18 protein-coding genes are annotated in these 22,988 nt (G+C 75.1%); 11 read left to right on the top strand and 7 right to left on the bottom strand.

All coding sequences use genetic code 11. The features are described from left to right. Positions 1 to 35 precede the first annotated feature (35 nt). Genes ACH436_RS19830 through ACH436_RS19810 form a run of 5 tightly spaced genes read left to right on the top strand, consistent with a single transcriptional unit; the run spans position 36 to position 3,134 of the window. Complete coding sequence (locus ACH436_RS19830) at positions 36 to 644, top strand: molybdopterin-binding protein (protein ID WP_430561979.1); 609 nt, start codon at positions 36 to 38, stop codon at positions 642 to 644. A gap of 1 nt (position 645) precedes the next feature. Then, positions 646 to 1,419, top strand: coding sequence for a molybdenum cofactor guanylyltransferase (locus ACH436_RS19825; protein WP_430561922.1), 774 nt, complete (start codon positions 646 to 648; stop codon positions 1,417 to 1,419). Further along, positions 1,416 to 1,748, top strand: a complete 333-nt coding sequence (locus tag ACH436_RS19820; RefSeq protein ID WP_430561921.1) for a DUF6457 domain-containing protein — start codon at positions 1,416 to 1,418, stop codon at positions 1,746 to 1,748. The genes ACH436_RS19825 and ACH436_RS19820 overlap by 4 nt, the downstream gene beginning before the upstream one ends. Positions 1,749 to 1,752: 4 nt before the next feature. Next, entirely contained in the window at positions 1,753 to 2,862 is a 1,110-nt protein-coding gene (moaA, locus tag ACH436_RS19815; protein ID WP_430561920.1) for a GTP 3',8-cyclase MoaA, read from the top strand. 2 nt (positions 2,863 to 2,864) lie between these two features. Beyond that, positions 2,865 to 3,134: a MoaD/ThiS family protein gene (locus ACH436_RS19810; RefSeq protein ID WP_430561919.1), complete on the top strand. Its 270-nt coding sequence runs from the start codon at positions 2,865 to 2,867 to the stop codon at positions 3,132 to 3,134. An 18-nt stretch (positions 3,135 to 3,152) separates the two neighbouring features. Here ACH436_RS19810 and ACH436_RS19805 read toward each other — a convergent pair whose 3' ends face one another. After that, positions 3,153 to 4,160 (bottom strand): electron transfer flavoprotein subunit alpha/FixB family protein, encoded by a 1,008-nt coding sequence (locus ACH436_RS19805; RefSeq protein WP_430561918.1) that lies wholly within the window; start codon positions 4,158 to 4,160, stop codon positions 3,153 to 3,155. Between the two features lie 12 nt (positions 4,161 to 4,172). Further along, the gene (locus ACH436_RS19800; protein ID WP_430561917.1) at positions 4,173 to 4,979 is read right to left on the bottom strand and encodes an electron transfer flavoprotein subunit beta/FixA family protein; all 807 of its coding nucleotides are present in this window, start codon (positions 4,977 to 4,979) and stop codon (positions 4,173 to 4,175) included. Between the two features lie 136 nt (positions 4,980 to 5,115). Between ACH436_RS19800 and ACH436_RS19795 the strand changes: the two genes are divergently transcribed. The 6 genes from ACH436_RS19795 to ACH436_RS19770 are packed head-to-tail and all read left to right on the top strand — an operon-like array spanning position 5,116 to position 15,389. Beyond that, entirely contained in the window at positions 5,116 to 5,910 is a 795-nt protein-coding gene (locus tag ACH436_RS19795; protein WP_430561916.1) for an SDR family NAD(P)-dependent oxidoreductase, read from the top strand. Between the two features lie 50 nt (positions 5,911 to 5,960). After that, positions 5,961 to 8,249 carry a glycogen debranching protein GlgX gene (gene glgX / locus ACH436_RS19790; protein ID WP_430561915.1) on the top strand — a complete coding sequence of 763 codons (2,289 nt, stop codon included), beginning with the start codon at positions 5,961 to 5,963 and terminating at the stop codon, positions 8,247 to 8,249. 54 nt (positions 8,250 to 8,303) lie between these two features. After that, entirely contained in the window at positions 8,304 to 10,019 is a 1,716-nt protein-coding gene (locus ACH436_RS19785) for an FAD-binding dehydrogenase (RefSeq protein WP_430561914.1), read from the top strand. 58 nt (positions 10,020 to 10,077) lie between these two features. After that, positions 10,078 to 12,153 (top strand): alpha-1,4-glucan--maltose-1-phosphate maltosyltransferase, encoded by a 2,076-nt coding sequence (locus ACH436_RS19780; RefSeq protein ID WP_430561913.1) that lies wholly within the window; start codon positions 10,078 to 10,080, stop codon positions 12,151 to 12,153. A 39-nt stretch (positions 12,154 to 12,192) separates the two neighbouring features. Then, a complete protein-coding gene (gene treS / locus ACH436_RS19775) occupies positions 12,193 to 13,995 on the top strand; it encodes a maltose alpha-D-glucosyltransferase (protein WP_430561912.1) in 1,803 nt (600 codons plus the stop codon). Beyond that, the gene (locus ACH436_RS19770) at positions 13,992 to 15,389 is read left to right on the top strand and encodes an aminoglycoside phosphotransferase (RefSeq protein ID WP_430561911.1); all 1,398 of its coding nucleotides are present in this window, start codon (positions 13,992 to 13,994) and stop codon (positions 15,387 to 15,389) included. The genes treS and ACH436_RS19770 overlap by 4 nt, the downstream gene beginning before the upstream one ends. Here ACH436_RS19770 and ACH436_RS19765 read toward each other — a convergent pair. The 5 genes from ACH436_RS19765 to ACH436_RS19745 form a co-directional block, all read right to left on the bottom strand. Continuing rightward, complete coding sequence (locus tag ACH436_RS19765; RefSeq protein WP_430561910.1) at positions 15,373 to 17,943, bottom strand: glycoside hydrolase family 2 protein; 2,571 nt, start codon at positions 17,941 to 17,943, stop codon at positions 15,373 to 15,375. The two genes, ACH436_RS19770 and ACH436_RS19765, sit on opposite strands and share 17 nt — an antisense overlap. 82 nt (positions 17,944 to 18,025) lie before the next feature. Further along, positions 18,026 to 19,936 (bottom strand): beta-galactosidase, encoded by a 1,911-nt coding sequence (locus ACH436_RS19760; protein ID WP_430561909.1) that lies wholly within the window; start codon positions 19,934 to 19,936, stop codon positions 18,026 to 18,028. 141 nt (positions 19,937 to 20,077) lie between these two features. Then, positions 20,078 to 20,992, bottom strand: coding sequence for an ABC transporter ATP-binding protein (locus ACH436_RS19755; protein WP_430561908.1), 915 nt, complete (start codon positions 20,990 to 20,992; stop codon positions 20,078 to 20,080). Continuing rightward, a complete protein-coding gene (locus ACH436_RS19750) occupies positions 20,989 to 21,915 on the bottom strand; it encodes an ABC transporter ATP-binding protein (protein WP_430561907.1) in 927 nt (308 codons plus the stop codon). Before ACH436_RS19750 ends, ACH436_RS19755 begins: the two co-directional genes overlap by 4 nt. Continuing rightward, on the bottom strand, positions 21,912 to 22,976 hold the full coding sequence (locus ACH436_RS19745) for an ABC transporter permease (RefSeq protein ID WP_430561906.1): 1,065 nt from the start codon (positions 22,974 to 22,976) through the stop codon (positions 21,912 to 21,914). Before ACH436_RS19745 ends, ACH436_RS19750 begins: the two co-directional genes overlap by 4 nt. Positions 22,977 to 22,988 lie beyond the last annotated feature (12 nt).

Raw genomic sequence — 22,988 nt, 5'->3', positions numbered from 1 at the left:
CCCCGCCCGCCGCGCCGCCCCGCCCCCCCGCGCCCGTGGTGTCGGGGCCGTCTGCGGCGGTGACACCCCCCCCCCACCGCCCCCCCACCCCCCCCCCCACAACAGATGCCGGTGGTGCGGCCGTCGACCTGGTCGTCACTACGGGCGGCGTGTCGGCGGGGGCGTCCGACGTCGTGCGGGCGGTGCTGGACGCCGACGACGCACGCCTGACGGACGTCGACGTGGCCGCCGTCGCGCTGCGGCCCGGACGCCCGCAGGCGCTGGCCCGGTGGCGAGAGGTGCCGTGGGTGGCGCTGCCCGGCAACCCGGTGAGCGCGTTCGTGTCGTTCGCGTTGTTCGTACGCCCGGCGATCGCGACCCTCGCGGGCCGCGAGCCCGCGCGCCCCGTGCGGCGGGTCGCCGCCGAGGCGTGGCCCAGCCCTCCGGGTCGCACGCACGTCGTGCCGGTGCGGACGCTGCGGTCCGGGGCGGTGGAGCGGGCCGCGGCCCCCGGGTCCGGCACGGACTCCGCCGGCGGGCACGCGACCTCCGCACTCCTCGGCGCCGACGCGCTCGCCCTCGTCCCGGCGGACGTCGAGAAGGTCGAGGCCGGCGACGAGCTCGACGTGCTGCCGCTCGACCTGCCGTTCGGGCCCGGGGCCTGACATGGGCCCCGCCCCTGCCCCCACCCCGCCCGACCGGCACGACGCCGTCGTCCTCGCCGGCGGTCGCGCCACCCGGCTCGGCGGCGTGCCCAAGCCGACCGTGGTGCTCGACGGCGTCACGCTGCTCGACCGGGCGCTCGCCGCGACCCGCGACGCCGCCCGCACCGTCGTCGTCGGCCCCGACACCGCACTGCCGCCGGGCCACGACGTGCTCGTCGCGCGCGAGGACCCGCCGTTCGGCGGCCCGGTGGCCGGGATCGACGCCGGCCTGCGGGCCCTGGACCGGGCGGCCGCCGGGGAGGCGCCGTCCTGGGTGCTGGTGCTCGCCGTCGACGTGCCGCGCGCGGGCGACGCGGTGCCGCTGCTGCGCGCCGCCGTCACGGGGCCGGGTGGCGGCGCCGACGCTCCCGCCGACGTGCCCGCCGACGGCGCGTACCTGGTCCGCGACGGCCACGCGCAGTGGCTCGTCGGGCTGTACCGCCGCGACGCCCTGCGCCGCGCCCTGGACGCCCTCTCCGGCGCGGCCGGCCCTGCCGGGCTCGCCGGGGCGCCCGTGCGCCGGCTGGTGGCGCGGCTGTCCTGCGTCGAGGTGGCGGACCGCGAGGCGATGAGCGACGACGTCGACACCTGGGACGACCTGCGACGCCTTACGGTAGGACTCGACGAGCAACGCCACGAAGGACGCCACCAAGGACGCCACACGGTCGTGGCCGACCGTGCGACGACCGCCCCGGCGTCGCCGCACCGACCGCACCGCCCGGGAGGACACCGATGACCGACCAGACTCCCCCCGCCACCGCCCGAGGCGCGGAGCCCGGCTCCAGCGTGCTGGACCGGTGGGTGGACGCCCTCGAGGCGGAGCTCGGGCTGCCCCTGCGCAGCGTGGACGTCGGCGCGGTGCTCGACCTGGCTCGCGACGCCGCGCACCAGGTGGCACGGCCCGCCGCGCCCGTCACGGCGTACGCGGTGGGGTACGCGGCGGGGCTGGCCGCCGCGCGCGGCGAGGAGTCGGACGCGCTCGACCGCGCGACGTCGTCGGCCCTCTCCTGGCAGGACCCGGGCCCCGGCGCCGCGCCCGGGCCGGACGCCGGGGCGGGGAGCTGATCAGATGACGACCGTCTCCCTGGGGATGCCGCGGCTGCCCGGCGCGGGCGTGCCGGACGTGCGGCTGCCCGCCGACCGGCCGGCCACCGGCGGGCTCGTCGACCGGTTCGGCCGGGTCGCGACGGACCTGCGCGTCTCGCTCACGGACCGCTGCAACCTGCGCTGCACGTACTGCATGCCCGCCGAGGGGCTGCCGACGCTGCCGAAGGACTCGGTGATGACGCGCGAGGAGATCGCGCGGCTCGTCGGCATCGCGACGCGCGACCTCGGCGTGCGGCAGGTGCGGTTCACGGGCGGCGAGCCGCTGCTGCGCCGCGACCTCGTGGAGATCGTCCGCGACTGCGCCGCGCTCCCCGCCCGCCCCGAGCTCAGCCTGACGACCAACGCCGTCGGGCTCGACTCCCGGGCCGCGGCGCTGCGCGAGGCCGGGCTGGACCGCGTGAACGTCTCCCTCGACACGCTCGACCCCGACACCTTCGCCACGATGGCGCGGCGCCCCTTCCTGGCGCGCACGCTCGCGGGGATCGACGCGGCGGCGCAGCAGTTCGACCTCGTGAAGATCAACGCGGTGCTGGTGCGGGGCGTCAACCTCGACCACGCGGCCGAGCTGCTGGGCTGGTGCCTCGAGCGCGGCTTCGAGCTGCGGTTCATCGAGCAGATGCCGCTCGACGCCGACCACGCCTGGGACCGGGCGGCGATGGTCACGGCGGCCGAGGTGCGCGAGCAGCTCGGCACCCGGTTCGCGCTGGAGCCCGACGAGGAGCCGCGCGACGGCGCTCCCGCGGAGCGGTTCGTGGTGCGGGACGGGCGTGGCGAGCGGCTGGGCCGGGTCGGCATCATCGCGTCGGTCACGGAGCCGTTCTGCGACGACTGCCGCCGCACCCGCCTCACCGCGGAGGGCGGCGTGCGCGACTGCCTGTTCGCGCACACGGAGACGGACCTGCTCGGGCCGCTGCGCGCGGGAGCCGACGATTCGGTGCTGGCCGACCTGTGGCGCGCCGCCATGTGGGCCAAGCAGGCCGGGCACGGCATGAGCGACACGGGCGCCGGCACCGACCTGGACAGCTCGGGCTTCACGCAGCCCGAGCGCACCATGAGCGCCATCGGAGGATGACGATGACGGATCAGCTCACCGACGTGCAGGCGGTGCGCCTGCGCTACTTCGCCGCCGCGCGGGCCGCGCTGGGCCGCTCCGAGGAGTCGCTCGAGGTCCCGCCGGGCACGACCGTGTCCGACGTCGTCGCGCGCCTGGCCGCCGCCACCCCCGCCGCCGGGCCGGTGCTGGAGCGCTGCAGCGTGCTGCTCGACGGCCGCCGGGCCGCGCCGGCCGACGTCGTGCCGGACGGCGCGAGCCTCGACCTGCTGCCGCCCTTCGCGGGCGGCTGACCCCCGGGACGCCTCCGTTCAGCCCGCGCGGTGCGCGCGGATCGCGGCGGCGGCCTGCGGCAGCACGTCGGTGAGGTCGCCGACGACGGCGAAGTCGCAGATCTCGAAGATCGGCGCCTCGGGGTCGGAGTTCACGGCCACGATCACCTGCGACGCCTGCATGCCGCCGCGGTGGTGCGGCGCGCCGGAGATGCCGGCGCCCACGTAGAGGCGCGGCGCGATCGTGACGCCGGTCTGGCCGATGTACCGGTCGAACCAGCCCTCGAAGACCGCGTCCCGCGACGCCCCGACCGCGGCGCCGACCGCGTCGGCGAACTCCTCGACCGGGCCGAAGTCGCCTCCGGTGCCGCGCCCGCCGGCCACCACCACGGCAGCCTCCTCGAGCGTCGGGCGGCCGGGTGCCCGCTCCTTGACCTCGCGGGAGGTGACGACGACGCCGGCGGTGCCGCCCAGCGCGACGGGCAGCGCGTCGACCTCGGTCGCGACGGCCTGCGCGGCCGGCTCGGGCACGACGGCGTTGGCCCGCACCGTGAGCACCGCGACGTCGGCGGTGACGACGCACCGGGTGTCCCAGGCGCCGGCGAAGACGCGCTTGCCGGCCACGATCCGGCCGTCGGCGTCCTCCCCCACGGCGGCCGCGTCGATGACGAGGCCCGCGCCGAGGGCGTGCGCCGTCAGGGCCGCGGCCTCCTTGGCGCCGAACGTGGCCGGGGCCAGGACGACGTCGGCGTCGGTGCGCCGCACGGCGGAGGCGAGCGTCGCGGCGACGACGGACGGCAGGTGGCGGGCGCCCTCGCCCCCGGCGGCGGCGAGCGCGTCGGTGGGCACCTCGGCCTGGTGCACGGTCTCGACCCCGTACGTGCCGAGCTGGGCGAGGGCCTCGACGCTCGGCGCCTCGAGGGTCACGGCCTCGACGCGGCCGAGGCCGCGCGCGATCGTGAGGAGCTCGAGCGCGCCGGGACGCACCTCGGAGGCCGGGTCCAGGAGGACGAGGACGGTGCGGTTGCGGGTGGGTTCGTTCGTCACGGTCGCGCCCTCTCAGACCAGCTCGTTGCGGATGAGGTACTCGGCCAGGGCGGTGCCGCCCTCGCCCTTGTCGACCACCAGCTCGACCTCGGGGCGGGCGGGCCGCGGGGCGGCGGAGATCGCCTCCGTGCGCGCGCCGGCCGCGCCGACCGCGGCGGGGTCGAGGCCGAGGTCGGCGGCCGACCACGACTCGATCTGCTTGGTGCGCGCCGCCATGATCAGCTTGAAGTTCGGCATGCGCGGCGTGTTCGCCGTGTCCGCGACGGACAGGACGGCGGGCAGCGGCGCCGCGAGCGTCTCGGTGGCCTCGTCGGTCTCGCGCGTGACGGTCAGGGTGCCGCCCGCGACGTCGACCTTCTTCGCCAGCGTGAGCGCCGGGCGGCCGAGCTCGGCCGCGACGAGCGCCGGGACCACGGACCCGAGTCCGTCGAGGGCGGCCATCCCCGTGATCACCAGGTCGACGGGCGCGCCGTCGGCCTCGAGACGGCGCACCCCGGCCGCGAGCGCCGCGGCGGTGCCGAAGTAGTCCGAGCCCGCCAGGGCGTCGTCCGTGACGCGGACCGCGCGGTCCACGCCCATCTGGAACGACTTGCGCAGCGCCACGTCCCCGTCCGCGGGGGCGACCGTGAGGGCGACGACCTCGCTGGCGGCGCGCTCGTCCTCGGGCAGCGCGTCGAGGATCCGCAGGGCTGCCTCGAGCGCGTTCTCGTCCAGCTCGTTGAGGGTGCCGACGCCCGGGTCGCGGTCCACGCGACAGTCCACGAAACGCCGGTCCGCATTGATGTCCGGGACGTACTTCACGGCGACGACGATGCGCACGGGCGCGACCTCCAGCTCACGGTGGTGACGGCGGCCGCACGCGCTGCGTCCGCCGGTGCCGAGCCTACTCGTGGCCCCGTCCCCGGGACCCCTCCGTCCACGGGCGCACGAGTGTGACGCCGCCTACGGTCGGTGCATGCACATCGACCTCGCCGGCAGGACGGCGCTCGTGACCGGATCGACCCAGGGCATCGGCCTCGCCATCGCGCGGGGGCTGGCCTCCGCGGGGGCGCGCGTCGGGATCAACGGCCGCTCGGAGGCGTCCGTGGGGCGGGCGCTCGACGAGCTCGCCCGGGACGTCGAGGGCTTCGCGGGGGTGCCCGTGGTGGCCGACGTCGCGACCGACGACGGGTTCGCCGCCGCGGTCGACGCGATGCCCGACGTCGACGTCCTGGTCAACAACCTCGGCATCTTCGGGTCCCGTCCCGCCCTGGAGATCACGGACGCCGAGTGGCGGCGCTACTTCGAGGTCAACGTGCTGGCTGCCGTGCGGCTGATCCGGCACCACCTGCCTCGCATGATCGACCGGGGCTGGGGCCGGGTGCTGGACGTCGCGAGCGACTCCGCCGTGGTCATCCCGGCCGAGATGATCCACTACGGCGCCTCGAAGACCGCGCTGCTCGCCGTCTCGCGCGGCTTCGCCAAGGCGGCGGCCGGCACCGGTGTCACGGTGAACTCCGTGATCGCGGGCCCGACGCACACCGGCGGCGTGGAGGACTTCGTCTACGAGCTCGTGGACCGCGACCTGCCGTGGGACGAGGCGCAGCGCGAGTTCATGGTGAAGCACCGGCCGCAGTCGCTGCTGCAGCGGCTCATCGAGCCGGAGGAGATCGCGAACCTGGTGACCTACCTGGCCTCGCCGCTCGCGTCCGCGACCACCGGCGGCGCCGTCCGCGTCGACGGCGGCTACGTGGACTCGATCCTGCCCTGACCCGGTCCTGCCCCGAGCGGCTGTCGGCGGACCCGTGCACGATGTCCCCCATGGAGTCGCGACCCAAGGTCACACCGCTGACGCGCCCCACCGCGCGCCGCAGCCACGTCCCGCCGCTCGGCGTTCACCCGACACCGGACGGCGGGGTCGACGTCGCCGTCGCCGCGGCGCACGCGGACGCGGTCGAGCTGTGCCTGATCGACGTCGTCGAGCCGCACCGCGACCCGCACGACCCGGCGCGGTACGCCGAGCGCAGGATCCCCCTCGAGGGCCCCGTGTACGGCGTCTGGCACGGGCACGTGCCGTCCGTGCGGCCGGGGCAGCGGTACGGCTTCCGCACGCACGGCGCGTGGGACCCGCAGGCCGGGCACCGTCACAACCCCGCCAAGCTGCTCGTGGACCCGTACGCCCGCGGGCTGGTGGGCGACCTCACCTACGGCCCGGAGACGCTGGGCGCGGTGAGCGCGCCGCTGGACCCCGACGACCCGGACTCCCCGGCGGGGCGGTCGTGGGTGGCCGAGCGGTACGGGGCGCCCGACGAGCGCGACTCGCTCGCCTTCGTGCCGCACTCCGTGGTCCTGCCCGCGTACGACGGCCCGCCGCCGCTGAGCCGCCCGCGCGTGCCCTGGGCGGACACCGTGATCTACGAGGCGCACGTCAAGGGCCTCACCGCGACCCACCCGGACGTCCCGCCGGAGCTGCGCGGCACCTATGCCGGCGTGGCGCACCCCGCGACGATCGCGCACCTGACGAGCCTGGGCGTCACCACGCTCGAGCTGCTGCCGATCCACGCGTTCGCGAGCGAGCCGCACCTCGTCGCGCGCGGGCTCACCAACTACTGGGGCTACCAGACGCTCGGGTTCTTCGCCCCGCACGCCGCGTACGCCACACGGGCGGCCCGCGAGGCGGGCCCGGCCGCCGTCCTCGACGAGGTGCGGGGCATGGTGCACCTGCTGCACGACGCGGGGATCGAGGTACTGCTCGACGTCGTCTACAACCACACCTGCGAGGGCGGCGACGACGCGCTGCACGTGAGCTGGCGCGGCCTGGACAACACGGGCTACTACCTGCACGACGGCGCGTCGCCGGCCGCGCTGGCCGACGTCACCGGCACCGGCAACTCGCTCGACTTCCGCCGCCCGCGGGTGGTGCAGCTCGCGCTGGACTCGCTGCGCTACTGGGCCGAGGTCGTGGGCGTCGACGGGTTCCGCTTCGACCTGGCGGTCACCCTGGGCCGCAGCCGGCACGGCTTCTCCTCCGACCACCCGTTCCTCGTCGCGCTGCAGACCGACCCGGTGCTGAACAACCTCAAGCTGGTCGCGGAGCCGTGGGACGTCGGGCCGGGCGGCTGGCAGACCGGCAGCTTCCCCCCGCCCATGGCCGAGTGGAACGACCGGTTCCGCGACGCCGCGCGCGGGTTCTGGCTGGACGCCGCGCGCGAGGGCTCGCACGGGCGGCCCATGCACGGGCTGCGCGAGCTCACCACCCGCCTCGCCGGCTCGGCCGACCTGTTCGGGCCCTCGGACCCCCCGCTGGCGCGCGGCCCCGTGGCGTCGGTCAACTACGTCACCGCGCACGACGGCTTCTCGCTCGCCGACCTCGTGGCCTACGACCACAAGCACAACGAGGCCAACGGCGAGGACAACCGCGACGGCTCGGACCACAACCTGTCGTGGAACCACGGTGTCGAGGGGCACGCGCCCGGCGCCGAGGACGGGGAGGGCGAGGGCGACACCGGCACCGAGCCCTGGTCCGCCGTCGTGCCGCTGCGGCGGCGCTCGCAGCGCAACCTGCTCGCGACGCTGCTGCTGTCCGCGGGGACGCCGATGCTCACCGCCGGCGACGAGCTGGGCCGCACCCAGCGCGGCAACAACAACGCGTACGCCCAGGACAACCCCGTCTCCTGGCTCGGGTGGAACCTGGAGGACGCCGCCCGCGACCTGCTCGACACCACGCGGTTCCTGGTGGGGCTGCGGCGCGAGCACGCCGCCCTGCGCGCGGACTCGTTCTTCCTCGGCTCCCCCCGCCCGGGCGAGGACGAGCCCGACCTGCTCTGGTTCGCCGCCGGCGGCGAACCGATGGACCGGGACGCCTGGGCGCTGACGGGGCGCCGCGTGCTGCAGATGCTGCGGCCGGGCCCCGACGACGGCGACGCGCACGTGCTGCTCGTCCTCAACGGCGGGCTCGAGGACGCCGAGGTCACCCTGCCCGCCGTGCCCGGCGGGGGGACGTGGGAGCGGGTGTGGAGCTCCGCGTGGGACCGGCCCGAGGCGCCCGACGACGACGCGGAGGACGCCGTGCTGGAGTCGCTCAGCGTGCAGGTGTTCCTCGGGCGCTGACGCCACCACCCGCCACCCGTTCTCCCCGGGCCGCTCCTCTGCCAGACTGCGCGCATGGATGCTGACGTCGTCGTCATCGGTGGGGGCCTGTCGGGGCTCGTCACGGCCACGGAGCTCACCGCCGCCGGTCGCCGGGTGGTGCTGCTCGACCAGGAGCCGGAGGCGTCGTTCGGCGGCCAGGCGTGGTGGTCGTTCGGCGGCCTGTTCCTCGTCGGTTCGCCGGAGCAGCGCGCGATGGGCGTGCACGACTCCGCCGACCTGGCGTGGTCGGACTGGCTGGGTTCCGCGCAGTTCGCGCCCGGCGCCGACCGCGGCGAGGGCCCCGACCGCCACGGGTACGCGTGGGCGCGCCGGTTCGTGGAGTTCGCGGCGGGCGACCTGCGGTCGTGGCTGCACGGCAAGGGCGTGCGGTGGTTCCCGCTGGTGCAGTGGGCCGAGCGCGGCGGGTACACGGTGGGCCACGACGACGCCCGGACCGAGCACGGCAACTCCGTGCCCCGCTTCCACGTCACCTGGGGCACCGGCCCCGGGATCGTCCGGCCGTTCGTGGAGGCGGCGCTGGCCGCCCGCGACGCCGGCCTGCTCGACCTCCGGTTCCGCCGCCGCGTGACCGGCCTGGTCACGACCGACGGCCGCGTGACCGGCGTGCGCGCCGAGGTGCTGGCCGACCAGCCGCTCGCCGGGCTGCCGTTCGGCGGCCGCGGGGCGCCGTCGAACCGCGACGTGGTGGGCACCGAGGAGATCGCGGCGGGCGCCGTCGTCGTCGCGACCGGCGGCATCGGCGCCAACCACGACCTGGCCCGCGCGCACTGGGACCCCGAGGCGGGCACGCTGCCCGGGCGGATGCTCTCGGGCGTCCCGGACTCCACCGACGGCCTCATGCTGGGGATCGCCGCGGACGCGGGGGCCGCGCTGGTGCACGAGGACCGGATGTGGCACTACCCGGAGGGCATCGCCAACCACTCCCCGGTCTGGACGAACCACGGCATCCGCATCCTGCCGGGCCCGTCGTCCCTGTGGCTCGACGCCGATGGCGGCCGCCTGCCCGCCCCGCTGTTCCCCGGCTTCGACGCGCTCGGCGCGCTGCAGCACGTGACGCGGCGCGGCGACGACCACTCCTGGTTCGTGCTCAACAAGGCGATCATGGAGTCCGAGTTCGCGCTGTCCGGGTCGGAGCAGAACCCCGACCTCACCGGCAAGGACGTCAAGCTCCTCGCGCAGCGGGTGCTGCCGCGCGCCGTCGGGCCGGTGGCGCGGTTCGCCGCCGAGTCGCCCGAGTTCCTCTGGGCCGACACGACCGACGAGCTCGCCGCGAAGATGAACGCGCTCGTGGACGCCACCCCCGGCTCGAAGGGCCACGTGGACCCCGGCGCGCTCGCCGCCGTCGTCGCCGCGCGCGACGCCCAGGTCGCCTCCGGCCTGGGCAAGGACCCGCAGGTGGTGGCGACGCGCGCCGCCCGGGACTACCGCGTGGACAAGCTGATCCGGGTCGCCAAGCCCCGCCCGCTGACGACGCCGAAGGACGGCCCGCTGCTCGCCGTCCGGCTGTCCGTGCTGACCCGCAAGACCCTCGGCGGCCTCTGGTGCGACCCGTCCGGCCGCGTGCTGCGCGCGGACGGGTCCGTGCTGGACGGGCTGTGGGCGGTCGGCGAGGCCGCCGGGTTTGGCGGCGGCGGCGTGCACGGCCACCGCGCCCTGGAGGGCACCTTCCTCGGCGGGTGCCTGCACACCGGCCGCTCCACCGGCCGGGCGCTCGCCGCCGACGCCTGACGGCGAGGTAGTGGCGTGCGGGCGGGTCCGCGCGCGCCGAGAGGGCCCCCTGGCTAGCGTGGAGGCCGTGACGTCTCCGCAGCCCACGCCGCACGCGCCCATCGGACGGATCCCCGTCCTCCAGCTCTCCCCCGTCGTCGAGGGAGGGCGCTGGCCGGCGAAGGCGGCGGTCGGCGAGGTGATCCCCGTCGAGGCCACGGTGTTCCGGGAGGGGCACGACGCCGTCGGGGCCACCGCCGTCCTGCTCGGCCCGGACGGCTCGGTGCACTCCACCGCGCCCATGGTCGACGTCGCCCCCGGGCTGGACCGGTTCCGCGGCCACCTGCAGCCGGACGCCCCGTCGGACGGGTCCGCCGACTGGTCGTTCCGCGTCGAGGCGTGGTCCGACCCGTACGGCACGTGGTCCCACGACGCGGTGATCAAGTTCGACGCCGGGCAGGACGTCGACCTGGTGCTCGCGGAGGGGCGGCTGCTGTTCGAGCGCATCGTCGCGCCGGACCTCCAGGCGGCTCGGGACCCCGCCGACGCCGCCGTGCTGGAGGCCGCGGCCCGCGAGCTGGCGGACACGACGCGCCCGCCGGAGGCGCGGCTCGCGATGGCGATGACGGCCGCGGTCAAGGACGCGCTGCGCCGGCACCCGCTGCGCGACCTGGTGACCGCGAGCGCCGCGTACCCGCTGCGGGTCAGCCGCCCGCTCGCGCTGGCCGCGAGCTGGTACGAGATGTTCCCCCGGTCGGAGGGCGCGAAGCGACGCAAGGACGGCACCTGGCGCTCGGGCACGTTCGCCACGGCGGCGCAGCGGCTGCCCGCGATCGCCGAGATGGGGTTCGACGTCGTCTACCTCACGCCCGTGCACCCCATCGGCACGACGTTCCGCAAGGGCCGCAACAACACCCTGGACCCGCAGCCGGGCGACCCCGGCAGCCCGTACGCGATCGGCTCCCCCGACGGCGGTCACGACGCCATCCACCCGGACCTGGGCACGGAGCGGGACTTCCGGGACTTCGTCGCGGCGGCTCGCCGCCACGGCCTGGAGGTGGCGCTCGACCTGGCGCTGCAGTGTTCCCCGGACCACCCGTGGGTCACGGAGCACCCGGAGTGGTTCTCGGTGCGCGCGGACGGCACCATCGCGTACGCCGAGAACCCGCCCAAGAAGTACCAGGACATCTACCCGCTGAACTTCGACCGCGACCCGGCGGGCCTCTCGGCGGAGATCCTGCGGATCGTGCTGCTGTGGATCGACCGCGGGGTGACGGCGTTCCGCGTCGACAACCCGCACACCAAGCCGCTGGACTTCTGGGAGTGGCTCCTGGGCGAGGTGCACCGGTCGCACCCCGAGGTGATCTTCCTGTCCGAGGCGTTCACCCGCCCGGCGATGATGCAGACGCTCGCGCGGATCGGCTTCCACCAGTCGTACACGTACTTCACCTGGCGCAACACCAAGGAGGAGATCGAGGAGTACCTCCAGGAGGTCGCCGGGCCGCAGGGCTCGGTGCTGCGCCCGTCGTTCTGGCCCACGACGCACGACATCCTGCCCCCGTACCTGCAGCACGGCGGGGTGGCGGGCTTCGCCGTCCGGGCCGTGCTGGCGGCGCTCGGCAGCCCGACCTGGGGCATCTACTCGGGGTACGAGCTGGTGGAGAACGTGCCCCGCCCCGGCGTCGAGGAGCAGATCGACAACGAGAAGTACGAGTTCAAGCCGCGCGACTGGTCCCAGGCCGACGTCATCGGCGTCTCCACGCTGCTGCGCCGGCTCAACGAGCTGCGCCGCGCCCACCCGGCGCTGCAGCAGCTGCGCGACCTGACGGTGCACCCGACGACGAACGACCAGGTCGTCGCGTTCTCGCGGCGCGTGCGTGCCGAGCACCTGCCCGCGGCGGGGCGGCCGGGTGCCACGCAGGACGACGTCGTGCTGGTCGTGCTCAACCTGGACCCGTGGGCCACGCAGGAGGCCACCGTGTTCCTGGACCTGGCGTCGCTGGGGCTCACGCGCCCGGACGGCGTCGAGGACCAGGCGTTCTTCGTCGCGCACGACGAGCTGTCGGGCGCCACCTACCCGTGGGGCTCCCACCCGTACGTCCGTCTCGACCCGCGGCAGCAGGTGGCGCACGTCCTGACGATCGGGCTGGCATGACGGGGCCGACATGAGCGGGCCCCGCGCGGGGGTGCCCCGATGACGCCCCAGGTGCCGCGCCCCGTCACGCGCCAGGTGCCGGTCCAGGCGCTGCCGGCGCGGCCGCAGCCCGCGCCGCCGCCCCTGGACAAGCCCGGCCTGTCCGACGACCCGGACTGGTACCGCACCGCCGTGTTCTACGAGGTCATCGTCCGGGCGTTCTCGGACACGGACGGTTCCGGGGTCGGCGACCTGCGCGGCATCACGGACCGGCTCGACTACCTGCAGTGGCTGGGCGTGGACTGCCTGTGGCTGCCGCCGTTCTACCCGTCACCGCTGCGCGACGGCGGGTACGACGTCGCCGACTACACGTCGGTCGCGGGCCAGTACGGCACGATCGGGGACTTCACCGAGCTCATCGAGGCGGCGCACGCGCGCGGCATCCGCGTGGTCGTCGACCTGGTGATGAACCACACGAGCGACCAGCACCCGTGGTTCCAGGCGTCACGGTCCGACCCGGAGGGTCCGTACGGCGACTTCTACGTCTGGTCGGACGACGACACGCGCTACGAGGACGCCCGCATCATCTTCGTGGACACGGAGACGTCGAACTGGACGTTCGACCCGGTGCGGCGGCAGTACTTCTGGCACCGCTTCTTCAGCCACCAGCCGGACCTCAACTTCGAGAACCCGCGCGTGGTCGACGCGATGCTCGACGTCGCGCGGTTCTGGCTGGGGGTCGGGGTGGACGGCTTCCGCCTGGACGCGGTGCCGTACCTGTTCGAGGCCGAGGGCACCAACTGCGAGAACCTGCCGGAGACGCACGCCTTCCTGCGCCGCGTGCGCCGGATGATCGACGACGAGTTCCCGGGCCGGATCATGCTGGCCGAGGCGAACCAGTGGCCGCAGGACGTGGTGGACTACTTCGGCACCGAGGACGAGCCCGAGTGCCACATGTGCTTCCACTTCCCCGTGATGCCGCGGGTGTACTACGCCATGCGGGACCAGCGCGCCCGCCCCCTGCTCGACATCCTCGCCGACACCCCGGACATCCCCGCACCGGGCGGGCAGTGGTCCACGTTCCTGCGCAACCACGACGAGCTGACCCTCGAGATGGTCTCCACCGAGGAGCGCGCGGCGATGTACGGATGGTTCGCGCCCGACCCGCGCATGCGGGCCAACATCGGCATCCGCCGCCGCCTGGCGCCCTTGCTCGACAACTCGCGCAAGGAGGTGGAGCTGGCGCACGCGCTGCTGCTCAGCCTGCCGGGCAGCCCGTGCCTGTACTACGGGGACGAGATCGGCATGGGCGACAACATCTGGCTCCCGGACCGGGACGCCGTGCGCACGCCCATGCAGTGGACGCCGGACCGCAACTCCGGGTTCTCCACCGCCGACCCCGGCAAGCTGTACCTGCCGCTGGTGCAGTCGCTGGTGCACCACTTCCAGCACGTCAACGTGGAGGCCCAGCTCGCGCAGCCCTCCTCGCTGCTGCACTGGGTGCACGGCATGCTCGCGGTGCGGCGGCTGCACCCCGCGTTCGGCACGGGGTCGTTCACCCCGCTCGAGGCCGACGACGAGGCCGTGATCGCGTTCACGCGGACGGCGCCCGGTGAGGGTGGCGAGACGTTGCTGGTGGCGGCGAACCTGTCCGCGACGGCGCGGTCGTCGGTGGTGCGGCTGCCCGGGTACGCCGGCTGGTCGCTGACCGACCTGTTCGGCGGCGCCCGCTTCCCGGACGTCGCGCCCGACGGCACCGTGTCGATGACGTGGGGGTCGCGCGACTTCTACTGGCTGCTGCTGACCCCGCCTGCCCCGGCCGCGGGGAGCTCGGCGCCGACGGGCGGGGGCGAGCGGGCATGACGGCCGTGCGGCCCGCCGCGGGCGTGCCCGACCCGAGCGTCGGGGAGCTGCTCGCGGCCTGGCTGCCGGGACGGCGGTGGTTCCCCGCGGGCGGGGCGAGTGCCGCCGGGGTGCAGGTGGAGCCGTGGCTCGCGGTGACGTTCGACGACGATCCTGCGGCCTCCGACGCCCCCGCGGGCACCGACGTCGTCGTCCTGCTGGTACGGCTGAGCGGTGCGGGGGTGCCGGGCGGCGAGGTGGTCGCGCAGGTGCCGCTCGTGCTCACCGACCCGGGCGCGCGAGGGCCCGGGTACATCACCGACCTCCGGACGGCCGCGGGCGACGTCGCCGTGCACGACGGCGGCGCGCACCCCGCCTGCTGGCTCGCCCTCCTGCGGGCCGCGGGCGTGGGGGACGGCGTCGCGGGCGCGGAGCTCGTCGCCGGCGGCCACGTGGTGGCGGGCGAGCAGTCGAACACCAGCGTCGTGCTGCCCGGCGTGCCGTCGCCCGACGGCACCGGCGGGATGCTGAAGATCCTGCGCACCGTGACGCCGGGGCCGCACCCCGACGTCGTCGTCCCCCGCGCCCTGACCCGCGCGGGCTGGGACGGCGTGCCGCGCTTCCTCGGCGCCCTCCAGGTGGCCACCGCGCCTGGCTCGACCACCGCCCTGGCCGTCCTCAGCGAGCTGGTGCCGCGGGCCCGCGACGGGTTCGAGCTGGCCTGCGAGCACGCCGGCCGCGGGGAGTCGTTCGCGCACCTCGCCGCCGACCTGGGGCGCGTCGTGGCGGAGCTGCACGCCGTGCTGCGCCAGGCCATGCCGCCCGGGCCCCTGCTCGACCCGGCGACGTTCGTCGGGGGCCTGCGCGACCGGGCGGCGCTCGCCGTCGCCGAGGCGCCGGGCCTGGCGGCGCGGGCCCCGGCGATCGACGCGCTCCTCGACGACCTCCAGGGGCGGCTGCCGCGGCTGCGCCTGCAGACCGTGCACGGCGACCTGCACCTCGGTCAGGCGCTGCACGGCGAGACCGGGTGGAAGCTGCTCGACTTCGAGGGCGAGCCGCAGCGGCCCGCGGCCGAGCGCACGGCCCCGGACCTCCCCCTGCGCGACGTCGCCGGCATGGTCCGCTCGTTCGCGTACGCCGCGGCCGTCGGGGGCGCGCCCGACCCGTGGTGGGAGGCGGAGTCCGTGCACGCCTTCCTCGCCCGCTACCGCCAGGCGGCCGACGTGCCCGCCGCCCCGAGCAGCCTGGCCGCCCGGCGACCGCCGGAGCTCGACCCGCCCACCGCCGACGCCGTCCTCGCCGCGCTCGTCCTGGACAAGGCGCTCTACGAGGTGGTCTACGAGACGCGGCAGCGGCCCACCTGGGTGCACATCCCCCTGTCCGCGGTCGACCGGGTGCTCAGCGCGCCGCGGTGACCTCGCCCCCGCCGAGCAGGTCGTTGGCGCAGCGCACCGCGGCGGCGAACCCGGCCGGGTCACCCCCGGCGGGCGACGTCACCCGGAGGACGGCGCTCTGCCCGGCCCGCAGCGTGACCAGGCCGGCGTCGACCGCGGCCCCGGGGTCCACCACGTCTGCGTGGCAGAAGACGTCCCGCGCCAGCGAGGTGGCGGTGACCCGCAGCTCACAGCCCCCCTCCACGGGCGACGCCTCGATCCGCAGCGGGCGGACGTCGAGCTGCTGGTCCACCACCTCGGCGCCGTGCCGCAGCGCCGGCGCGACACCGGCACCCGGGTCGTCCGCCACGGCGACGAGCACCTCGGCGGCGGGGTCGGCGAACGTCGCGACGTCGGAGGGCACCGTCACCGTCGCCGCGCCGCGGGCGGGCACGTCGACCTCGAGGGTCGCCTTGGCGAGGGCCGTCCCGTCGAACGCCTCCCGGGTGACGGTCCACGTCCCGGTCAGGCGCTCGCCGGTGTCGTTGACCACCACGAGCGCGAGGGTGTCGGGATCGGGGTCGATACCTTCCCACGCGGCGGCCCGCGCCTCCTCGGAGGCGCGCGGCTGGAGGGTCGCCAGTCGCGGCGCGCACGCCGACCGCAGCGCGTACCACAGCGGCTTGCGGTGCTCGTCGTGGTCGACCGCCGCCCACGACACCACGGGCCAGTTGTCGTTGAGCTGCCACACGATCGTGCCCGTGTTGTGGGGCGTGAGGGAGCGCACGTGCTCGATGCCGAAGCGCACGGCGTGCGCCTGGTTGAGCTGGGTCGTCCAGTGCCAGTCCTCGATGGTGGCCGGGTCGGGCAGGTGTCCCTGCCAGCCGCGCTCGAGCTTGGCGTTGCCCTGGTGCGCCTTCTGGTGCACGAGCATCTGGTGGCCGAACGGGTCGAGCGGCTGGTCGTGCACGACGCGGGTCAGCGTCGACCAGGCCGGCGGGCCCTGGAAGCCGAACTCGGACAGGAAGCGCGGCCGGTACCGGGCGTAGACGGAGTAGTCCTCCCGGTTCCACACGTCCCAGATGTGCATGGTGCCGTAGCGCTCGTCGTTCGGGTGCCGGTAGTCGCCGAACGAGTACGGGCTCGCCGGCGAGTAAGGGCGCGTCGGATCGAGCTCGGCGAGGACACCGGGCAGCAGCTCGCGGTAGTACAGGTCGCCCCAGGGACGCCCGCCGAGCCGGCCGGCCCAGCCCCAGTCCACCGAGCCCCACGTGTTCTCGTTGTTGCCGTTCCAGATCACCAGCGACGGGTGCGGGCTGAGCCGCGTGACGTTCTCGCGCGCCTCGGCCTCGACCTCCGCACGCATCGGCTCGTCCTCGGCGTACGCCGCGCAGGCGAAGGGAAAGTCCTGCCACATGAGCAGGCCCTGCTCGTCCGCGAGGTCGTACAGGTCGTCCGACTCGTAGATGCCGCCGCCCCAGACGCGCAGCAGGTTGAGATTGGCCTCCACGGCGTCGGCGACGCGGCGGGCGTACCGGTCGCGGTCGACCCGGGTGAGGAACGCGTGGTCCGGGATCCAGTTCGCACCGCGCACCAGCACGGTCTCACCGTTGACGCGCAGGACGAACGGGGCCCCGGCGGCGTCGGGCGTGGTGTCCAGCTCGACGGTGCGGAAGCCGACACGGCCCGTCCAGGAGGCGTCGGCAGCCTCGACCTCGACCTCGTACAGCGGCTGGTCGCCGTGGCCGAGCGGCCACCAGCGCCGCACGCCCGGTACGCGGACGGTCACGACGCCGGTCGTCGCCCCCGCCGGCACGACGCCCTCCGCCTCGTGCCCCTCGCCGTCCGGTCCCGCGAGCCGCACGACCACCGGCACGTCGGCGTCGGCCGCGACGCCGTCCCGCTCGATCTCCACGTGCGCCGACAGGACGCCCTCGGGGGCACCGTCGCCGCCGGGCACCACGTCGACGAGCGGTCGCACCGACGCGATCCGCACCCCGGACCAGGAGTCCAGGCCGACCGGCTTCCAGAGGCCCGCGCCGGCGACGTCGATGCCCCAGTCCCACCCGAACGAGCACGCCATCTTGCGCAGCTGGTTGTACTCGTGGTGGTTCGTGGACGGCAGCACGCCGTCGCGCTCGGCCCGGGCCAGGGCCTCGGGCACCGGCGCCGCGAACGTCACGACCAGGGTGTTCTTCCCCTCGCGCAGGGCGTCGCGCACGTCCCACCGGTACGAGCGGTGCATGTTCTGCGTGCGCGCCACCTCGACGCCGTTGAGCGTGACGGTCGCGACGGTGTCCAGTCCGTGGGCGACCAGGTCGTGCCGGGCGGCATCCTCGGGGGCCCACGCGAACGTCGTGGCGAACCGCCACGACGTGTCCCCGATCCACTGCTGGGCGGCCTCGTTGTCGCCGTCGAACGGCTCGTCGATCAGGCCCGCACGGTGCAGGTCCAGGTGCGCCTCGCCCGGCACGACGGCAGGGATGCCCGCCTCCAGGGGACCCGCGAGGCCCTCGGGCGCGTCGGCGGCGAGGTCGGCGGCAGTGAGCGTCCAGCCCTCGTGCAGGGCGCGGAAGGTCGGGGGGACGTACGTCATCGGTGGTCCTCTGGTTCGGTCGGTCGGGTCAGGGGTGCGGACGGGCCGGTCGGTCGGCGGGCGTCGGCGGGGCGGCGGGGCGTCAGAGGGAGGCGGGGCGGGCCGGCTCGCGCAGCACGCGCACGCCGCCGGGGCGCAGGGTCGTGACGGGGCCGACGTCGTCGCCGGTGAGCAGGTCGTGGCCCTCGGCGTCGACCTTCCGCTCGGTGTCGGTGTGGTTGAGCAGGAACAGGTAGGACCGATCCTCCCCGACCCGCCGCACGGCCTCCACCCCGGGGTCGGCCTCGACGACGCGCGGCAGCCCGGCCTCGGCGACGAGCCGGTCCACGACGCGGCCCACGCCGTCGGGCGGCAGGGCGGCCGAGACGTACCAGGCGCTGCCCGTGACCCCCTGCGGGCCGGCGACGCTGCGCCGGGTCACGGCCGGACCGCCCGCGAGCGAGCTGTCCGCGTACCGCACCACCGCCTCCGCACCGTCGAGCACGACACGCTCGGTCCAGTCCGCCACGACGCTCCCGTCGTCGAGCCGCACCCGCTGGGTCTCCTGCAGCGGGTAGAGCTCGTCGGTCCATACGCCGAGCACGTCGGCGAACGCGCCCGGGGCGCCGCCGGGGCGCACGCGCGCGTGCTCGTCGCACACGCCCGACAGGTAGGTCACGACAAGCGTGCCGCCGCGCGCCGGGACGGCCGCGAGCCGCGCCGCCTCGGCGTCGTCGACCACCAGGAGCGCCGGCACGACCACCAGGTCGTAGCCGTCCAGGTCGGCGCCCGGCGGCACGACGTCGCACACGACCTGCCGGTCCCACAGCGCCCGGTGCCAGGCGCGCAGCTCGCGCCCGTACGACAGCTCCCGGTGCGGCTTGAGCCCGTGCTGGAGCGCCCACCCCGCGGCGTCGTCGACGACCATCGCAGCCCGGGCGGGCTCCATGACCGTCCCGGCGACCTCTCCGAGGGCTTTCAGGTGCCCGCCGAGCTCGACGACCTCCCGCCACACCCGCGAGCGGGTGCCGCTGTGCGGAAGCATCGCCGAGTGGAACTGCTCGGCCCCGGTCCGCGAGGCGCGCCACTGGAAGAACATCACGCCGTCGGAGCCGCGGGCCACGTGCCCGAGGGAGTGCCGCGCGATCTCGCCCGGGTCCTTGGCACGGTTGCGGCGCTGCCAGCTCGGCCCGCCGGTCGAGCTCTCCATGAGCAGCCAGGGGCGGCCGGGCGCCGACATGCCCCGCATCCGGTCGCCCGCGAACGCGAGGTCGTGCTCGCGGAACGGGCCGGCGCCGGGGTCGTGGCCGACCAGCGTGTAGTGGTCGTTCGCCGCGACAGCGGTGTGCGGGGCCCAGGAGGCGTAGTCGACCACCTGGGCGCCCGCGCCGACCATGAGGTTGGTCGTCACGGGCACGGCCGAGTGCCGGACGATCACCTCCTTCTCCGCGAGGTAGTGCGCGAGCAGCGCGTCGGAGGAGTAGCGCTCGAAGTCGAGGAACAGCCCCGGGTTGGGGGCGCCGTGCCGGCCCCGGGGCGGCATGATCTCCTCCCAGGTGCCGTAGCGGTGCCCCCACTGCGCGGTGCCCCACGCCTCGTTCACGGCCTCCAGCGTGCCGTGCCGCTCGCGCAGCCACCGACGGAAGCCGGCCGCCGAGTCGTCGCAGTGGCAGCGCGCGTTGCCGCCGCCGAGCTCGTTGCCCACGTGCCACAGACGCACGGCGGGGTGCCGGCCGTAGCGGCGGGCCAGCTCCTCCACGTGACGCAGCGCGTACCGGCGGTACACCGCGGACTCGGGGCACCAGGCGTTGCGCCCGCCCGCCGGCTCCCGGTACCCGTCGGCGAGCACGGGCGCGACGTCGGGGTGGGCGGTCAAGAGCCAGCTCGGCGGCGCGGCCGTGGGCGTCGCGAGGTCGACACCGATCCCGTGGTCGTGTAGGAGGCCGACGGCGTCGTCGAGCCACGACCAGTCCCGCACGCCGTCGGCGGTCTCGACCGTGCCCCACGCGAACACCCCCCAGGGTCACGAGGTTCACGCCGGCCTCCCGCATGAGGCGCACGTCCTCGTCCCACACCTCCCGGGGCCACTGCTCCGGGTTGTGGTCCCCGCCGTAGGTCAGCCCGGAGGTCGGCCAGACGACAGGCGGGGCCACCGTCACGACGCGCTCCGCTGGCGCGCCCGGTCCGCCGGGACCCCGGCCTCCACCCACTGCCCCGCGAAGTGGTCGTAGCACTCGCTGTTGTCGATGGCCGCGCGGTCCACGGGGTCCTGCGCGAGGGTCACCCGGTCCACGCGCTCCGGGTCGGGGGCGGCCATGGCGAGCAGCTTCGTGTAGTCGTGGTGCGGGTCGAGGATGACGGCGTCCGACGGGCCACGCTCCACGACGCGGCCCCGGTAGAGCACGACGATCTCGTCGGAGAAGTGCCGGGCCGTGGCCAGGTCGTGCGTGATGTACAGGACGGCGAGCCGGTCCTCGCGCTGGAGCCGTCCGAGCAGGTTCAGCACCCCCAGCCGGATCGACACGTCGAGCATCGAGACCGGCTCGTCGGCGATGAGCACCTGGGCGCCCGGGGCGAGCGCACGGGCGATCGCGACGCGCTGGCGCTGCCCACCGGACAGCTCGTGCGGGCGCCGCGGGGCGATCGAGGCCGCGGGGGTGAGGTTGACCCGCTCGAGCATCTCGAGCACCCGCTCGTGCGTCTCGTCGGCGGTGCGGGTGCGCTGGTGGATCCGCAGGGGCCGGGCGATGTGGTGCTCGATCGAGTGGAACGGGTTGAGGGAGGCGAAGGGGTCCTGGAAGACCATCTGCACCTGGCGGCGGTAGAGCGAGCCCCGCACCGGGGTGTCGTCGTCGAGTCGCACGTCCACCGTGCCCGACGTCGGGGTCTCCATGCGGGTGAGGATCTTCGCGATCGTGGACTTGCCCGAGCCGGACTCCCCCACGAGCGCCACCGTGCGGCCGGCGACGAGGTCCAGGCTCACGTGGTCGACGGCGCGCAGCCGCGCGCGGCGCAGGCCGGAGCGGATCGTGTAGTCCTTGACCAGGTCGGACACGTGGACGCGGGTCATGCTCGGTCCTCCTCGGTCTCGCCGGCGGCGCCGGCGGCGTGCGGGTCGGCCCCGCTGCGGATGAAGCCGCCGCGCTCCCCCGACAGGCTGGGAAAGGAGCCGAGCAGCTTGCGGGTGTACGGGTGGCGCGCGTCGCGGTAGAGGCGGTCGGCCTCGTCGAGCTCGACGATCTCGCCCTCGAGCATGACCGCGATCCGGTCGCTGATCTCCAGCAGCAGCGGCAGGTCGTGGGTGATGAACACGACCGCGAACTCGAGCTCGTCGCGCAGCCGCACGATCTCGCGCAGGATGTCGCGCTGGACGACGACGTCGAGCGCCGTCGTCGGCTCGTCCATGATCATGATCTGCGGCTGCAGCAGCATCGCCATCGCGATCATCACGCGCTGGCGCATGCCTCCCGACAGCTCGTGCGCGTAGGAGCCGAGCCGGCGCGGGTCGACACCGACGCGGTTCAGCACCTCCTCCGACCGCCGTCGCACCTCGGCACGCGACATGCCGGGCCGGTGGGCAAGCAGGGTGTCGCGCAGCTGGGCCCGCACGGTGGTCACAGGGTTGAGGGCGTTCATCGCCCCCTGGAACACCATCGACAGCTTGTCCCAGCGGAAGGCGCGCAGCTGCGTGTCCTCCAGGGCGAGCACGTCGACGTCGGTGCCGTCCCGGTCGTGGAACGTGATGCTCCCCGACGCGATCCGGGCCGGCGGGCGGTGCAGCCGGTTCACCGCGTAGGCGAGCGTCGTCTTGCCGCAGCCCGACTCCCCCGCCAGCCCCAGGATCTCGCCCCGGTGCAACGTGAGGCTGGCGTTCCGGACGGCAGTGACGGGCTCCTCCACCTCGTAGACGACGGTGAGGTCGTCGACCGTGAGCACCGGCGCGGACCGGTCCCGGGCGGCGCGCACGTCGCCGTCCTGCAGCAGCGTCGTCATCGGGAGGACACCTCCTTCTCGGCGTCCGCGTCGCGGACCGCCTCGGGGGCCTGCGGGCGCGTGCGGCGGTTCGCGCGGGCGAGCTCGCGCTCGAGGCGCGCCGCCCGGCGGGCACGCTTGCGGTGCTGGCGCAGGTTCTTGAGCTTGGGGTTGATGATCTCGTCGATCGAGAAGTTGATGAGCGACAACCCCATGCCGAACAGCGCGATCATGAGGCCGGGCGGCGCGAACCACCACCAGGCGCCGAGGGAGAGCGCGAAGCCGTTCTGCGCGTAGAACAGCATCGTGCCGAGCGTCGCCGAGTTGGAGGCGCCGAGCCCGATGAACGACAGGCCCGCCTCGCCGAGGATCGCGGCGATCACCGCGAACACGAACTGCGACGCGATGACGGGCAGCAGGTTCGGGAGGATCTCCACGATGATCACGCGCCAGGGCTTCTCGCCCGACACCCTCGACGCGGCGACGTAGTCCCGGTTGCGGACCGAGAGCGTCTGCGCGTGCAGCACGCGGGCCGAGGCGGCCCAGCTCGTGATGGCGAGCACCACGCCGATGGTCCACAGCCCTCGGCTCTCCCGCGGGACGAAACCCGAGATCACGATGACGAGCGGCAGGCCCGGGATGACGAGCATGACGTTCGCGAACAAGGAGAAGCTCTCAGCCACCGCGCCGCCGCGGTAGGCGCCGTAGATGCCGAAGAAGCAGGAGAGCACGGTGGCGAGCACGCCCACCAGCAGGCCGATCTGCAGCGAGCCGCGAGTCGCGTAGGCGAGCTGGGCGAACACGTCCTGGCCCGTCTGGGTGGTCCCCAGGATGAACTCGGAGGACGGCGGCGTGAGGCCGATGTCGCGGATCTGCTGCGGATCGCCGACGAAGTAGGGCGCGATCGTGCCGAACAGGGTGATGGCGGCCACGAGGAACAGGCCGATCCCGAGCCACGGCGTCATGGTCGGCAGGAGCATGCGCCAGCCGTCGCGCGGCCGTCGTGAGCTCGACGCCTCGGGTGCGAGCGACTCGACGGCGTCCGCGACGGACGGCTCGGTCGCTGGGGTGACGTTGGTCATCGGGGCACCTCC

This window comes from Isoptericola sp. NPDC019693, assembly GCF_044389085.1.
In the GTDB taxonomy this organism is placed as follows: Bacteria; Actinomycetota; Actinomycetes; order Actinomycetales; family Cellulomonadaceae; genus Isoptericola.
The sequence above is the reverse complement of the archived record's forward strand: the minus strand, read 5'-3'. Positions and strand labels throughout refer to the sequence as shown.

Coding starts and splice junctions, on each gene's coding strand:
- treS (WP_430561912.1), top strand. CDS start 12,193: ATGACGCCCCAGGTGCCGCGCCCCGTCACGCGCCAGGTGCCGGTCCAG.
- ACH436_RS19770 (WP_430561911.1), top strand. CDS start 13,992: ATGACGGCCGTGCGGCCCGCCGCGGGCGTGCCCGACCCGAGCGTCGGG.
- ACH436_RS19795 (WP_430561916.1), top strand. CDS start 5,116: ATGCACATCGACCTCGCCGGCAGGACGGCGCTCGTGACCGGATCGACC.
- ACH436_RS19785 (WP_430561914.1), top strand. CDS start 8,304: ATGGATGCTGACGTCGTCGTCATCGGTGGGGGCCTGTCGGGGCTCGTC.
- moaA (WP_430561920.1), top strand. CDS start 1,753: ATGACGACCGTCTCCCTGGGGATGCCGCGGCTGCCCGGCGCGGGCGTG.
- ACH436_RS19750 (WP_430561907.1), bottom strand. CDS start 21,915: ATGACGACGCTGCTGCAGGACGGCGACGTGCGCGCCGCCCGGGACCGG.
- ACH436_RS19765 (WP_430561910.1), bottom strand. CDS start 17,943: ATGACGTACGTCCCCCCGACCTTCCGCGCCCTGCACGAGGGCTGGACG.
- ACH436_RS19810 (WP_430561919.1), top strand. CDS start 2,865: ATGACGGATCAGCTCACCGACGTGCAGGCGGTGCGCCTGCGCTACTTC.
- ACH436_RS19755 (WP_430561908.1), bottom strand. CDS start 20,992: ATGACCCGCGTCCACGTGTCCGACCTGGTCAAGGACTACACGATCCGC.
- ACH436_RS19820 (WP_430561921.1), top strand. CDS start 1,416: ATGACCGACCAGACTCCCCCCGCCACCGCCCGAGGCGCGGAGCCCGGC.
- ACH436_RS19745 (WP_430561906.1), bottom strand. CDS start 22,976: ATGACCAACGTCACCCCAGCGACCGAGCCGTCCGTCGCGGACGCCGTC.
- ACH436_RS19825 (WP_430561922.1), top strand. CDS start 646: ATGGGCCCCGCCCCTGCCCCCACCCCGCCCGACCGGCACGACGCCGTC.
- glgX (WP_430561915.1), top strand. CDS start 5,961: ATGGAGTCGCGACCCAAGGTCACACCGCTGACGCGCCCCACCGCGCGC.